Source organism: Thiohalocapsa marina (assembly GCF_008632335.1).
Lineage (GTDB): Bacteria > Pseudomonadota > Gammaproteobacteria > Chromatiales > Chromatiaceae > Thiohalocapsa > Thiohalocapsa marina.
The window spans coordinates 1-12201 of record NZ_VWXX01000019.1 but is presented as its reverse complement, the minus strand read 5'-3'; the positions used below and the strand labels follow the sequence as shown (position 1 = coordinate 12201).

Sequence of the window (12201 nt, the reverse complement as noted above, 5' to 3'; positions counted from 1 at the left end):
TCGACATACTACAGGCAATGTGACCTGCATGACCTGCCCGGCGCACGCAGTGGCCAGACCGACAGCGGTCGCGCGCCCGGTTTTACCGCGGCCGCCCGGGCTTGCGCCGCCGTCCTGACGCAGGTGGCGTTCGCCCCGAGCCAGGCCCCGGACCATTCGCCGGACCAATGGAGGATTTCCTGCCCGGCTTGCCGGTTTGTTTGCGGGCTGGCCTAACGGCTGACTTGCTGGGGAGCGTGCCGGTTTGCTGGCTGGTTTGCTTGCTGGGCGTCTGACCTGCCCTGTGGTCACCGGGCCGACGGCTGCCGGTCCCGGCCGGCTGGAAGCTCGGCACCAGGTGTCGCTTGCCGTTGCCGATCAGGTCCGCCCGGCCCATGGTGCGCAGGGCCTCGCGCAACAGCGGCCAGTTGTCCGGGTCGTGCCAGCGCAGGAAGGCCTTGTGCAGCCGCCGCTGTCGCAGCCGGCGGGCCACGCTGACCCGCTCCGCGCCGGGCCCGACCGGTTTCAGCGGGTTGCGGCCGGTGTGGTACATGACCGTGGAGAGCGCCATGGGCGTTGGCAGAAAGGCCTGTACGGCGTCGGGCCGGAAACGGTTTCGCTTCAACCACAGGGCCAGGTTGAGCATGTCCTCATCGCTGGTGCCCGGGTGGGCGGCGATGAAGTAGGGAATCAGATATTGCTCCTTGCCGGCCTCGCGGGAGAAGCGGTCGAACATCTGGCGGAAGCGCTCGAAGCTGCCGATGCCGGGCTTCATCATCAGCGCCAGCGGACCGCCCTCGGTGTGCTCCGGCGCGATCTTGAGGTAGCCACCGACGTGGTGGGTGACCAACTCACGGACATAGGCCGGGGAATGCACCGCAAGGTCGTAGCGCAGCCCGGACGCGATCAGCACCCGCTTCACGCCCGGCACCGCTCGGGCCTTTCGATACAGCTCGATCAGCGCCGAATGGTCGGTGGCCATGTTGCGACAGACCTCCGGATAGACGCAGGACAGGCGCCGGCAGGCGGATTCGATTTTGGGATCGCGACAGGCCAGCCGATACATGTTGGCCGAAGGTCCGCCCATGTCCGAGATGGTGCCGGTAAAACCAGGCGTGCGGTCGCGGATCTCGGCGATCTCTGCCAACACGGACGCCTCTGAGCGGTTCTGGATGATGCGCCCCTCGTGCTCGGTGATGGAGCAGAAGGCGCAGCCACCAAAGCAGCCGCGCATGATGGTGACCGAGAAACGGATCATCTCCCAGGCAGGGATGCGCGCATCACCGTAGGCGGAATGCGGCCGGCGGCTGAACGGCAGTTCGTAGAGCCGGTCCATCTCCGCCGTGGTCAGTGGGATCGGCGGCGGGTTCAGCCAGAGGTCACGGTCGCCGTGGGCCTGTACCAGCGCGCGGGCATTGCCGGGATTGGTCTCCAGGTGCACCCAGCGTGCCGCATGGGCGTAGCGCACCGGATCGGCGCGCACCTGTTCGAACGACGGCAGGCGCAGCACCGTGCGGGCCCGTTGTGCCGGGCGCTGGCTCAGCGCGCGCGCTCCGGAGCGCGCCTGTGTTGCACCCGGACCGTCCGGCTCGCGGACATCCAGTTCGACGAAGCCGTCCGGGCGCTCCCCGCCCGGCACCAAGAAGGCGGTGCCGCGCACGTCGCGGATGGCGCCCACCGGCTCGCCGCGGGCCAGCCGGTGCACCACCTCGCAGATGGCCCGCTCGGCATTGCCGAACACCAGCAGGTCGGCCTTGCTGTCCACCAGCATGGACCGGCGTACCTGATCGGACCAGTAGTCGTAATGCGCCACCCGACGCAGGCTCGCCTCGATGCCGCCCAGCAGGATCGGTACGCCGGGATAGGCCTCGCGTGCGCGCTGGGCGTAGACCAGCACCGAGCGGTCCGGGCGCCGGCCACCCGCCCCGCCGGGGGAGTAGGCATCGTCCGAGCGCGGGCAGCGATCGGCCGTGTAGCGATTGACCATGGAATCCATGTTGCCGGCACCGACGCCGAAACAGAGGTTCGGCGGCCCCAGCGCCTGGAAGGCATCCGCCGAGGTCCAGTCCGGCTGCGCGATGATGCCGACGCGAAACCCCTGCGCCTCCAGCAGCCGACCGATCAGCGCCATGCCGAAGGAGGCATGGTCCACATAGGCGTCCCCGGTCACGATGATGACATCGCAACTGTCCCAGCCGAGCAGATCCATCTCGTCGCGCGACATGGGCAGCTCCGGCGCGGTGCCGAGCTTGTGTGCCCAGTGCTTGCGATAGCCGAACAGGTCGGGCGCGGTGTCCATGGTGCGGCAGGTCTCGTTGGCTGCGGGTCGGTCGCTGGGGGCGCAGGGCTTCGCGTCGGGCGGTTCAGCCACGCTCGACCCGAGCGGTCAATTCTCCCTGCTGACAGGTCACCGTGATATGCGCCCCGTCAGGCACCGCGTCGGCATTGCGCACCACCTCGCCGCTGTCTGTCCGGCGCACGATGGCATAGCCACGCGCCAGCGTGGACAGCGGGCTGAGGGCGTCCAGCCGATGCGCCAGTGCAGACAGGCGCTCCGCACGCTCCGGCAGCAGGCGCGCGGCGGCATGGCGCAGGCGCTCGTCCAGCGTATGCACCCGGGCCTGATATGACTCCACCGCCCAGCGCGGGGTTGCCCGCAACAGCCGCCCCCGCGACGCCGCCAGTGCGGCGGTCGCCACCCCCAGCCGCGTCAGGGTCGCCGTCTTCAGGCGGAACTCGCACTGGTCCAACCGCTGGGCCAGCTGCTGCAGCCGCGCCATCGGGTGCAGCAGCCGCAGATGGCGGATGGAGCGGTCGATGCGGCGCCCGGCGTCGTCCAGCCGACGGCGCTGTGCCGCGAACAGCCGTGCTTGAAGCACGTCGAGCCGCTGCATCAGCTGCTCGGCGGACGGCACGGCCAGCTCCGCCGCCGCCGAGGGCGTGGCGCCGCGCTGGTCGGCGGCCAGATCGGCCAGGGTGATGTCCACTTCGTGCCCGATCCCGGTGAGCACGGGGATGGCGGAGGCGCGGATGGCGCGGACCAGGGCCTCGTCATTGAAGGCCATCAGGTCCTCCAGCGCACCACCGCCCCGGGCCAGGATCAGCAGATCGCAGTCCGCCCGCCGATTGGCCAGACCCAGGGCCTCCACCATGGCCCCGGCCGCGTCGTCGCCCTGCACCGGCACTGGATAGATCAGCACCGGCAACAGCGGCAACCGCCGGCGCAGTACAGTCAGCAGATCATGCACGGCGGCGCCGCTGGCCGAGGTGATCAGCCCCACCTGGCGCGGAAACGGCGGCAACGGACGCTTGTGGGCGGCGTTGAACAGGCCCTCGGCGGCCAGGCGCTGCTTGAGCCGCTCCAGCTGCAGCCGCAGCGCCCCCTCGCCGGCCGCCTCCATGTGCTCCACCACCAGCTGGAAATCGCCCCGGGGCTCGTACAGGCCGACGCGGGCGCGCAACAGCACCTGGGTGCCGTTGGCGGGCTCGAACGACAGCAGGCGGCGCTTGTGGCGGAACATGGCGCAGCGCACCTGCGCCCCTTCGTCCTTGAGCGAGAAGTAGATGTGGCCCGATGCCGGCCGCGACAGGTTGGAAATCTCGCCGCGCACCCACAGCAACGGGAAGCTGCCTTCGAGCACCGCACGCACCTCGGACGCAAGCCGCGACACGCTCCAGATGTCACGGCTGAAATCGACGACGGTTTCTGCGCTGGGGGCGAAGTCCATGAGTCTGAAGTTGAGAAGTTGGAAGCTGGAAGTTTGCAAGCTGACGGCTGACGGCTGGCGCTCCGAGTCTACCACGCCGCCGTCACTCCGGTGTTGCGGCGGTCATTTACCCAAGGCCGTTTCCGCAGTATCATGCTCGGTTACCCGCCGTCTTCTCTCCCACGCACCGGAGGCCCAATATGCGCATGCTCGGGGAAGCCCTCACCTTCGATGACGTCTTGCTCGTCCCGGCCCACTCTACGGTGGTTCCCAGCGAGGTCGACCTCAGCAGCCGACTGACCCGCGACATCGAACTGAAGATCCCGCTGGTGTCCGCGGCCATGGATACGGTGACCGAGGCGCGACTGGCCATTGCCATGGCCCTGGAAGGCGGCATCGGCATCATCCACAAGAACATGTCCATCGAACGTCAGGCGCGCGAGGTGCAGTCGGTCAAGCGCTACGAGAGCGGCATCATCCGCGACCCCATCACTGTCGACTCGCGGCTGAGCATCGGCGAGGTGCTGGCCATCACCCGCGCGCACAACATCTCCGGCGTGCCGGTGACCGAAAACGGCCACTTGGCCGGCATCGTCACCGGCCGCGACCTGCGCTTCGAGACCCGCATGGACGCACCGGTGTCGGCCATCATGACCCCGCGCGAGCGCCTGGTCACCGTCAAGGAGGGCGCCAGCCGCGAAGAGGTGCTGGGCCTGCTGCACAAGCACCGCATCGAGAAGGTGCTGGTGGTGAACGACGCCTTCGAGCTGCGCGGCATGATCACCGTGAAGGACATCCAGAAGGCGAAGGATTTCCCCAAGGCCTCCCGCGACCCACAGGAACGGCTGCGCGTCGGTGCCGCCGTCTCCGTCGGCAAGGGCACCGACGAGCGCGTCACCGCCCTAGTGCAGGCCGGCGTGGACGTGTTGGTGGTGGACACCGCCCATGGGCACTCCCAGGGCGTGCTGCATCGCATCGGCTGGATCAAGCAGCACTTTCCCGATGTGCAGGTCATCGGTGGCAACATCGCCACCGGCGACGCCGCCCGCGCCCTGGTCGAGGCCGGTGCCGACGCGGTCAAGGTGGGCATCGGCCCCGGCTCCATCTGCACCACACGCATCGTTGCCGGTGTCGGCGTGCCGCAGATCACCGCCGTGTCCGATGTCTGCGAGGCCCTGAGGGGCACCGGCGTGCCGTTGATCGCCGACGGTGGTCTGCGCTTCTCCGGCGACATCGCCAAGGTCATCGCCGCCGGCGCCAACAGCGTCATGATCGGCGGCCTGTTTGCGGGCACCGACGAGTCCCCCGGCGAAGTGGAGATCTACCAGGGCCGCTCCTACAAGTCCTACCGCGGCATGGGCTCCCTTGGGGCCATGGGCGCCAAGGAAGGCTCCAGCGACCGTTACTTCCAGGAAGGCGCCGACAAGGAAAAGCTGGTGCCCGAGGGCATCGAGGGCCGCGTGCCCTACAAGGGCAGCCTGCTCAACGTGATCCATCAGCTGATGGGCGGCCTGGCCTCAAGCATGGGCTACACCGGCTGCCGCACCATCGAAGAGATGCGCAGCAAGCCGCAGTTCGTCCGGGTCAGCGGCGCCGGCATGCGCGAGTCGCATGTGCACGACGTGCAGATCACCAAGGAAGCACCCAACTACCGCATCGAAAACTGAGCGCCGAGCCCTGCCCCATGGCCAACATCCATGCCGACCGTATCCTGATCCTCGATTTCGGCTCGCAATACACCCAGCTGATCGCACGGCGGGTGCGCGAGGCCGGCGTCTACTGCGAACTACACCCCTGGGACATGGCGCCGGCGGCGATCCGGCAATTCGCCCCCAGCGGCATCATCCTGTCCGGCGGCCCGCAGTCGGTGCACGAGGCCGAGACGCCGCGGGCGGATCCGGTGGTGTTCGAGCTGGGCGTGCCGGTATTGGGCATCTGCTACGGCATGCAGACCATGGCCGCCCAGCTGGGCGGTGTGGTGGCCGCCGCCAGCGAGCGCGAATACGGCTACGCCCAGGTGCGCGCCCGCGGCCACTCGCGCCTGCTGCGCGACATCGAGGACCACACCAGCGCCGAGGGCTACGGCCTGCTGGACGTGTGGATGAGTCATGCCGACCGCGTCGAGACCCTGCCAGCCGGCTTCAGCGCCATCGCCCAGACCGACAACGCGCCGTTCGCCGGCATCGCCGATGAGACCCGCGGTTTCTACGGCCTGCAGTTCCATCCCGAGGTCACCCACACCCGCCAGGGCAAGCGCATCCTGGAGCGCTTCTGCCACGACATCTGCGGCTGCGGCAACCTCTGGACACCGTCCAACATCATCGACGACGCCATCGCCCAGATCCGCGCCCGGGTGGGCGGCGACCAGGTATTGCTGGGGCTCTCCGGCGGCGTCGACTCGTCGGTGGTCGCCGCCCTGCTGCATCGTGCCATCGGCGACCAGCTCACCTGCGTCTTCGTCGACAACGGCCTGCTGCGCTTGGGCGAGGGCGACCAGGTCATGGCCACCTTTGCCCGCCACATGGGCGTGCGGGTGATCCGCGTCGATGCCGAAAAGCGCTTTCTCGACCGGCTGGCCGGCGTCGAAGACCCCGAGCAGAAGCGCAAGCGCATCGGCAACACCTTCATCGACGTGTTCGACGAAGAGGCCGCCAAGCTCAAGCAGGGCGCCAGCGGCGTCAAGTGGCTGGCCCAGGGCACCATCTACCCGGACGTCATCGAATCCGCCGGCGCCAGCACCGGCAAGGCCAAGGTGATCAAGTCCCACCACAACGTCGGCGGCCTGCCAGAGCACATGACGCTGAAGCTGGTGGAGCCGCTGCGCGAGCTGTTCAAGGACGAGGTGCGCAAGCTCGGCATCGAGCTCGGCCTGCCCGCGGAGATGGTCCACCGCCACCCCTTCCCGGGCCCCGGGCTAGGCGTGCGCATCCTCGGTGAGGTGCACAAGGCCTATGCCGACACCCTGCGCCTGGCGGACCACATCTTCATCGAGGAACTGCACCGGGCAGACCTCTACGACAAGGTCTCCCAGGCCTTTGCCGTGTTCCTGCCGGTGCGCTCCGTCGGCGTGGTGGGCGACAACCGCCAGTATGCGCACGTGATCGCGCTGCGCGCCGTCGAGACCATCGACTTCATGACCGCGCGCTGGGCCCACCTGCCCTACGACTTCCTTGACCAGGTCTGCCGGCGCATCGTCAACGAGATTCCCGGCGTATCCCGCGTGGTTTACGACATCACCGGCAAACCCCCCGGCACCATCGAGTGGGAGTGAGCGAACGCGACGCGCGCTGGATGCGCCAGGCGTTGCACATGGCCGAGCGTGCGGCGGCCGAAGGCGAGGTCCCGGTAGGTGCGGTCGTGGTGCTGGACGACGGCCTCATCGGCCAGGGCTACAACCGCCCCATTGCCGCCCACGATCCCACCGCCCACGCCGAGATCCAGGCCCTGCGCGACGCCGGGCAACGCGTAGGCAATTACCGCCTGCCGCGCGCCGAGCTCTACGTCACGCTGGAACCCTGCCCCATGTGTGCCAGCGCCATCGTGCATGCCCGCATCGCCCGCGTCGTCTACGGCACCGACGACCCCAAGGGTGGCGCCTGCGGCAGCGTGTTCGACCTGCTGCCGTCCGACCACCGCTTTAACCATCGCACCGCCTGCGAGGGCGGCGTCCTGGCCGACGAATGCGCCGACCTGCTCCGCGCCTTCTTCCGCGCCCGCCGCTAAGCACAGCCCACACACCGCCTCGCAAAGCGGTTCACAGCAGCGCTCTGACCCGGTATACTGCACGGCTTGCCGGAGAGGTGCCGGAGTGGCCGAACGGGCTTGACTCGAAATCAAGTGACCCCTTACGGGGTCCGTGGGTTCGAATCCCACCCTCTCCGCCATTTGATGACCTCAAACCACTGAAGTTATTTGAGTTTCGCCTTCAGCCTCAAACTCGATCCACCATTCAGCCCCCCAGAAGACCACCCTTTCCCACTCTGAATGGTCCGCCTGCGCCGCGTCTCCCCGCGCGGTCGCCCGCCCGTTATCCGCCGTCGACATCGCTTGCACGCCCCGCGCTCGGCCCGCCGTCAGTGCGTTGCTGTGTCGCCAGGAACCAACTCGGAGCCGGCGCTCAATGGCCGGGCAATCGCTGGAAAGGCCTTGAGTACGCGCTTGTCCGCGGTAAAGAGCGGCACCTGCAGCCCCTCGGCAATGGCGACGAACTCGCAATCGTAGGCGGAACATCCGCTGGCGGCGGCCAACGGCAGGACGTGTGTGGAACGCATGCCAAACTCGCGCCCGGCCAGCACCCATTCAGCCTGCTCCTGCACGCGCAAGGCCGCATGCAGACCCAGCAGTTCCTTCCGCAAATAGGTCAGCAGGACGTTGCGAAATTCCGAGCGCCAAAGCGGCGGCGCGGATCACGCGCATAGCGCGATTCCGCCTCATCCGTACGAGGCGTGGGCAGCAGCAGGTAAGCGAGGATGTTGGTGTCGACAACAATCATGGCCGACCCGCGTCGATCGCTTCCCGGATCTCGTCCGGATCCAGGGCAGGCAGCGCCATTTGCTCACGCAGCGCGCGATTTTCAGCCAGTTGCCCCTTGGCATCCAGGGGGTGGCTCAACAGGGCCTGCTCCAGGGTGGCGATCAACGCGCCGTTGAGACTGCGATGGTGGGCGGCGGCATTGGCCTTGAGTTGTTCACAGAGGCCGGCGGGGATGTGCTTGATAGTTAACGCAGGCATGGAAGACATCAGAATGGTTGCACAATGGTTTCCACCATCGGGCTGATGCCTGCCGCTGCCCATGCAAGGCTCTGGCTAGATGACGGGCTGGCGCCCAGCGGTACGCTCTCCGTCAGGTAACCGCACCACGCGGCAAATAAGGGAAACCGGCAAGCAGTACACAGGTTTTTCGGGAGGCCACTGGCGCTTTCCCCTAGTTACCTTGACCTGGCTCAGTTGGTGTCCGATCGGATTGGTCTACTCTGACACGGGCCCGGGGGGTTGGCGATGTGCCGCCACCGCCCGTCATCCGTTATACCCAGGAGGCACACCATGAAATTGAAAGTCCTGGCCGCGGCACTGGTTGCCGTGGCCCCCAGCACCGCCGTTTTCGCCAGCGAGCCGATCCAGCCGATCCGCCCGGCCCAGGAGATCAACCTGGCTCAGGCGGAGCTGGGCAAGAAGCTGTATTTCGACCCACGCCTGTCCAAGTCCGGCTTCATCTCCTGCAACTCCTGTCACAACCTGAGCATGGGCGGCTCCGACAACCTGCGGACCTCCATTGGCCACAACTGGCAAGAGGGCCCGATCAACTCGCCGACCGTACTGAACTCCAGCCTCAGCGTCGCCCAGTTCTGGGACGGCCGCGCGGCGGACCTGAAGGAACAGGCCGGCGGCCCCATCGCCAACCCCGGCGAGATGGCCTTTACGCACACCCTGGCCACCAGCGTGCTAGAATCGATTCCCGGTTACGTCAACGAGTTCAAGCTGGTTTACGGTGAGGACGGCATCGACATCGACAAGGTCACTGAGGCCATCGCCGAGTTCGAGAAGACCCTGGTAACGCCGAATTCCCGCTTCGACAAGTGGCTGCTGGGCGATCAGAACGCGCTCAGCGCCGATGAGGTGGCCGGCTACGAACTATTCAAGAACAGTGGCTGCGTTGCCTGTCACAACGGCGCCGCCGCCGGTGGCACCACCTTCCAGAAGATGGGCCTGGTGGAGCCGTATCAGACCGACAACCCGGCCGAGGGCCGCTATGCCGTGACCGGCAAGGACGCGGACCGGTTCAGCTTCAAGGTGCCGACGCTGCGCAATGTGGAGCTGACCTACCCGTACTTCCACGACGGTGCCGCCTGGAGCCTGGAAGAGGCCGTGAACACCATGGGCCGGATTCAGCTGGGCAAGAACTTCACGCCTGAAGAGAATGCTCAGATCGTGGCCTTCCTGAAGAGCATGACCGGCGACCAGCCCAGCTTCGCGATGCCGATCCTGCCGCCTTCCGCCGCCAATACGCCGCAACCGCAGCCGTTCGACTGACCGACGGTTGTCCGCGGGACCGGCAATCGCGCCGGCCCTGCGGCTCCCTTACTCGGTGCCGGCCGTCTCCTCGGCCGGCGCCGGCTCCGCGGATTCCCGCGTCAGATCACTGGCGTAGAACGCGCCCAGTGCCATCAGGTCCGCATCCGACAGCTTCTCCAGGCGCTCCTGCATCAGCGGAGGCTGCTGCATTCCGCTGCCGGCCTTGCGGTAGTCCTGCATCTGGTGCAGGAGATAGCCCCCGGCCTGTCCGGCCAGCGGGGGTGTTTCCTTGTCCTGGTAATGGCCGTTCTGTTCGTGACACTCCTCGCAATGCTCGGCATGCAGCACGCGCCCGCGTTGCGCTCGCTCCGGGTCGACCGGTTCCGTCGTGCCAACCCAGGGATAGCTGCCGAAGTGCAACGCCATGCGCTGCAGTTGGCCGGATTTGTAGCCCTTGGCGATCCGCCCCATGACCGAGCTCTGGCGACGGTCCTTGCGGAACGCCTGCATCGTGGCATAGAAGTACTGGAAGTTCAGGCCCGCGATGGTGGGGATGTGTGGCCCCCGGCTGATGCCGTCGGGGCCGTGGCAGCCGTTACAGGTCCAGAACAGCGGCTCTGCCGCGGCTGGGCCTGCGATCGGCAATCCGGCACAGAGCGCGGCCAGCAGGCGAAAGCGGGCCAGAATGGGCTTCGGCCCCGAAATCGGCCCGGACATGGGCCCGGTCATCGGCCTGGACGCTGGCATCTGCCTGGGGATGGACTTGGGCATGGGCTTGGACATCGTCAGCAGGTGGTGTCTTGTGCGCATCAGTCGCGCTGGCCAGACCCGGATTGTAGCCCAGTCGACCCGCCACGGGTCCTGGAGACGGATGGCGCCGGTCGGCGCGACCAGAACGCGGCCAACGTGGAGCCGGACAGGTTGTGCCAGATGGAAAACAGCGCACCCGGCAGGGCCGCCGCGGCGGAGAAATACTTCACCGCCAAGGCCACGGCAAGGCCGGAATTCTGCATGCCGACCTCGATGGCCAGGGTCCGGGCAGTGCGCTCGTCGCGGGTCAGCAGCCGCCCTGCCCAGTACCCCGCCGCCAGCCCCACCGCATTGTGCAACACCACCGCCAGGGCGACCAGGATGCCGACAGACGCCAGGCTGGACTGGTTGAGCGCCACGATGATGGCGATGATGGCCACGATGGCTGCCACCGACAGCAGCGGAAACGCCGACTTGACCGCCGCCAGCCGATGACCAAGCGCGGCATTGACCGCCACCCCCAGGGCCACCGGCAGCAGCACGATCTTGAAGATGGACCAGAGCATGCTGCCCACCGGCACCGGCACCTGCTGGCCGACGTACAGCCAGGTGAGCAACGGCGTGGCAACGATGGCCAGCAACGTGGACAGGGTGGTCAGGGTGATGGACAGCGCGATATCGCCGCGGGCCAGATAGCACACCACATTCGACGCCGTGCCGCCGGGGCTGGCGCCCAGCAGCACCAGGCCCGCCACCAGTTCCGGCGGCAGTTGCAACGCCAGTGCAATGCCCAGGGCAGCCAGCGGCATCACCAGGTATTGCAGCGCCAGCCCCAGGCCGATCCGGCCCGGACGGCGCAACACCTCGGCAAAGTGCTGCCAGGTCAGCGTCATGCCCATGCCGAACATCACCATCCCCAGCAGCGGCACGATCAGCGGCTTGCCGCCCGCAAACCACTCCGGGCGCCAAAACGCCAGCGCGGAAAATAGCAGCGCCCAGAGCGGGAACAGTATGGTCAGCCGGTTCATGGGTGCCTCTTGTGCTGTGGAATGGCGATGGTCTGCCACGGCTATTGCCCGCCAGCAGCCGCGGGATGGCGCTACAATGGACGGCGAATCCGTTCTGTAACCGAGGACAACCGATGTTCCATCTGCCCACGCCCCGCCTCGCCGCCACCACCGGTCTCGTCTGCGGCCTGCTGCTGATCGGCGGCTGCGCCTCCGACGGCACCGCCGGCAACCCGCTAATGGGGCTGTCGACGGCCTTGAAGTCGCCAACGGAGGCCGGATTCTTCGCGCTGGTGCGCCAGAACTGCGCCGACCACAGCATCGGCGGCACGCCCCTCGACACCCTGCTGGACACCGACACGCAGGTGCGGGACCTCACCGCGCAACTCTACCGCGGAGACCTGTCCAACGACGAATACGTCAACCAGTTGTCCCAGGCCTTTCCATCGGATGATGCCAACATCCCGGCCGCCGGCTGCGTGATGAATCAGCTCGACGTCTGCCTGAGCAGCCATTGCCGCCCCATCCTGGACCAGGCCAAGGCCGCCGTCGCCGAGACCCAGGCCGAGGCGGTGGCAAGGGTGCCGGAAACGGATCGCGCAGCGGTCGAGGCCATGACCCAAAAGGCCGATACTGCGTCGCCCAAAGGCACGATTCAGAAATAACCTACACGGATGCACGGTAGGGCGGATAAGCGAAGCGCATCCGCCACAGGCCACAACGGCGGATGCGCTTCGCTTATCCGC

General features: G+C 67.4%; 12 protein-coding genes and 1 tRNA gene. 6 read left to right on the top strand and 7 right to left on the bottom strand.

Annotated elements, in window-relative coordinates; translation table 11 throughout:
• Positions 1 to 82 precede the first annotated feature (82 nt).
• Positions 83 to 2278: a YgiQ family radical SAM protein gene (locus tag F2Q65_RS12160; protein ID WP_150093690.1), complete on the bottom strand. Its 2196-nt coding sequence runs from the start codon at positions 2276 to 2278 to the stop codon at positions 83 to 85.
• Positions 2279 to 2342: 64 nt separating this feature from the next.
• Complete coding sequence (gene xseA, locus F2Q65_RS12155; RefSeq protein ID WP_150093689.1) at positions 2343 to 3707, bottom strand: exodeoxyribonuclease VII large subunit; 1365 nt, start codon at positions 3705 to 3707, stop codon at positions 2343 to 2345.
• Between the two features lie 179 nt (positions 3708 to 3886).
• On the opposite strand from xseA, the gene guaB reads away from it, so the two are divergent.
• From guaB to F2Q65_RS12135, 4 genes are all read left to right on the top strand, one after another.
• Positions 3887 to 5353, top strand: a complete 1467-nt coding sequence (gene guaB / locus F2Q65_RS12150; protein WP_150093688.1) for an IMP dehydrogenase — start codon at positions 3887 to 3889, stop codon at positions 5351 to 5353.
• A gap of 17 nt (positions 5354 to 5370) precedes the next feature.
• Positions 5371 to 6957 carry a glutamine-hydrolyzing GMP synthase gene (gene guaA / locus F2Q65_RS12145; RefSeq protein ID WP_150093687.1) on the top strand — a complete coding sequence of 529 codons (1587 nt, stop codon included), beginning with the start codon at positions 5371 to 5373 and terminating at the stop codon, positions 6955 to 6957.
• Positions 6954 to 7409 carry a tRNA adenosine(34) deaminase TadA gene (gene tadA, locus F2Q65_RS12140; protein ID WP_281291034.1) on the top strand — a complete coding sequence of 152 codons (456 nt, stop codon included), beginning with the start codon at positions 6954 to 6956 and terminating at the stop codon, positions 7407 to 7409. The genes guaA and tadA overlap by 4 nt, the downstream gene beginning before the upstream one ends.
• Before the next feature lie 71 nt (positions 7410 to 7480).
• Positions 7481 to 7570, top strand: a tRNA-Ser gene (locus tag F2Q65_RS12135).
• A 189-nt stretch (positions 7571 to 7759) separates the two neighbouring features.
• Here the strand turns inward: F2Q65_RS12135 and F2Q65_RS12130 are convergent.
• From F2Q65_RS12130 to F2Q65_RS12125, 3 genes are read right to left on the bottom strand one after another with little or no spacing between them, the layout of a single operon-like run.
• Positions 7760 to 8041, bottom strand: coding sequence for a PIN domain-containing protein (locus tag F2Q65_RS12130; protein WP_246156184.1), 282 nt, complete (start codon positions 8039 to 8041; stop codon positions 7760 to 7762).
• A 5-nt stretch (positions 8042 to 8046) separates the two neighbouring features.
• On the bottom strand, positions 8047 to 8178 hold the full coding sequence (locus F2Q65_RS20210) for a hypothetical protein (RefSeq protein ID WP_281291033.1): 132 nt from the start codon (positions 8176 to 8178) through the stop codon (positions 8047 to 8049).
• A complete protein-coding gene (locus F2Q65_RS12125) occupies positions 8175 to 8480 on the bottom strand; it encodes a FitA-like ribbon-helix-helix domain-containing protein (RefSeq protein ID WP_150093685.1) in 306 nt (101 codons plus the stop codon). Before F2Q65_RS12125 ends, F2Q65_RS20210 begins: the two co-directional genes overlap by 4 nt.
• Before the next feature lie 249 nt (positions 8481 to 8729).
• On the opposite strand from F2Q65_RS12125, the gene F2Q65_RS12120 reads away from it, so the two are divergent.
• Positions 8730 to 9716, top strand: a complete 987-nt coding sequence (locus F2Q65_RS12120) for a cytochrome-c peroxidase (RefSeq protein WP_150093684.1) — start codon at positions 8730 to 8732, stop codon at positions 9714 to 9716.
• A 48-nt stretch (positions 9717 to 9764) separates the two neighbouring features.
• Here F2Q65_RS12120 and F2Q65_RS12115 read toward each other — a convergent pair whose 3' ends face one another.
• Both F2Q65_RS12115 and F2Q65_RS12110 read right to left on the bottom strand, forming a co-directional pair.
• Positions 9765 to 10415 (bottom strand): c-type cytochrome, encoded by a 651-nt coding sequence (locus F2Q65_RS12115; RefSeq protein WP_150093683.1) that lies wholly within the window; start codon positions 10413 to 10415, stop codon positions 9765 to 9767.
• 92 nt (positions 10416 to 10507) lie between these two features.
• Positions 10508 to 11476, bottom strand: coding sequence for a bile acid:sodium symporter family protein (locus F2Q65_RS12110; protein WP_150093682.1), 969 nt, complete (start codon positions 11474 to 11476; stop codon positions 10508 to 10510).
• Positions 11477 to 11589: 113 nt separating this feature from the next.
• On the opposite strand from F2Q65_RS12110, the gene F2Q65_RS12105 reads away from it, so the two are divergent.
• A complete protein-coding gene (locus F2Q65_RS12105) occupies positions 11590 to 12120 on the top strand; it encodes a hypothetical protein (protein WP_150093681.1) in 531 nt (176 codons plus the stop codon).
• Positions 12121 to 12201 lie beyond the last annotated feature (81 nt).

Coding starts and splice junctions, on each gene's coding strand:
- F2Q65_RS12105 (WP_150093681.1), top strand. CDS start 11,590: ATGTTCCATCTGCCCACGCCCCGCCTCGCCGCCACCACCGGTCTCGTC.
- xseA (WP_150093689.1), bottom strand. CDS start 3,707: ATGGACTTCGCCCCCAGCGCAGAAACCGTCGTCGATTTCAGCCGTGAC.
- F2Q65_RS12120 (WP_150093684.1), top strand. CDS start 8,730: ATGAAATTGAAAGTCCTGGCCGCGGCACTGGTTGCCGTGGCCCCCAGC.
- F2Q65_RS12160 (WP_150093690.1), bottom strand. CDS start 2,278: ATGGACACCGCGCCCGACCTGTTCGGCTATCGCAAGCACTGGGCACAC.
- F2Q65_RS12110 (WP_150093682.1), bottom strand. CDS start 11,476: ATGAACCGGCTGACCATACTGTTCCCGCTCTGGGCGCTGCTATTTTCC.
- F2Q65_RS12125 (WP_150093685.1), bottom strand. CDS start 8,480: ATGGGCAGCGGCAGGCATCAGCCCGATGGTGGAAACCATTGTGCAACC.
- guaA (WP_150093687.1), top strand. CDS start 5,371: ATGGCCAACATCCATGCCGACCGTATCCTGATCCTCGATTTCGGCTCG.
- F2Q65_RS12115 (WP_150093683.1), bottom strand. CDS start 10,415: ATGTCCGGGCCGATTTCGGGGCCGAAGCCCATTCTGGCCCGCTTTCGC.
- F2Q65_RS20210 (WP_281291033.1), bottom strand. CDS start 8,178: ATGATTGTTGTCGACACCAACATCCTCGCTTACCTGCTGCTGCCCACG.
- guaB (WP_150093688.1), top strand. CDS start 3,887: ATGCGCATGCTCGGGGAAGCCCTCACCTTCGATGACGTCTTGCTCGTC.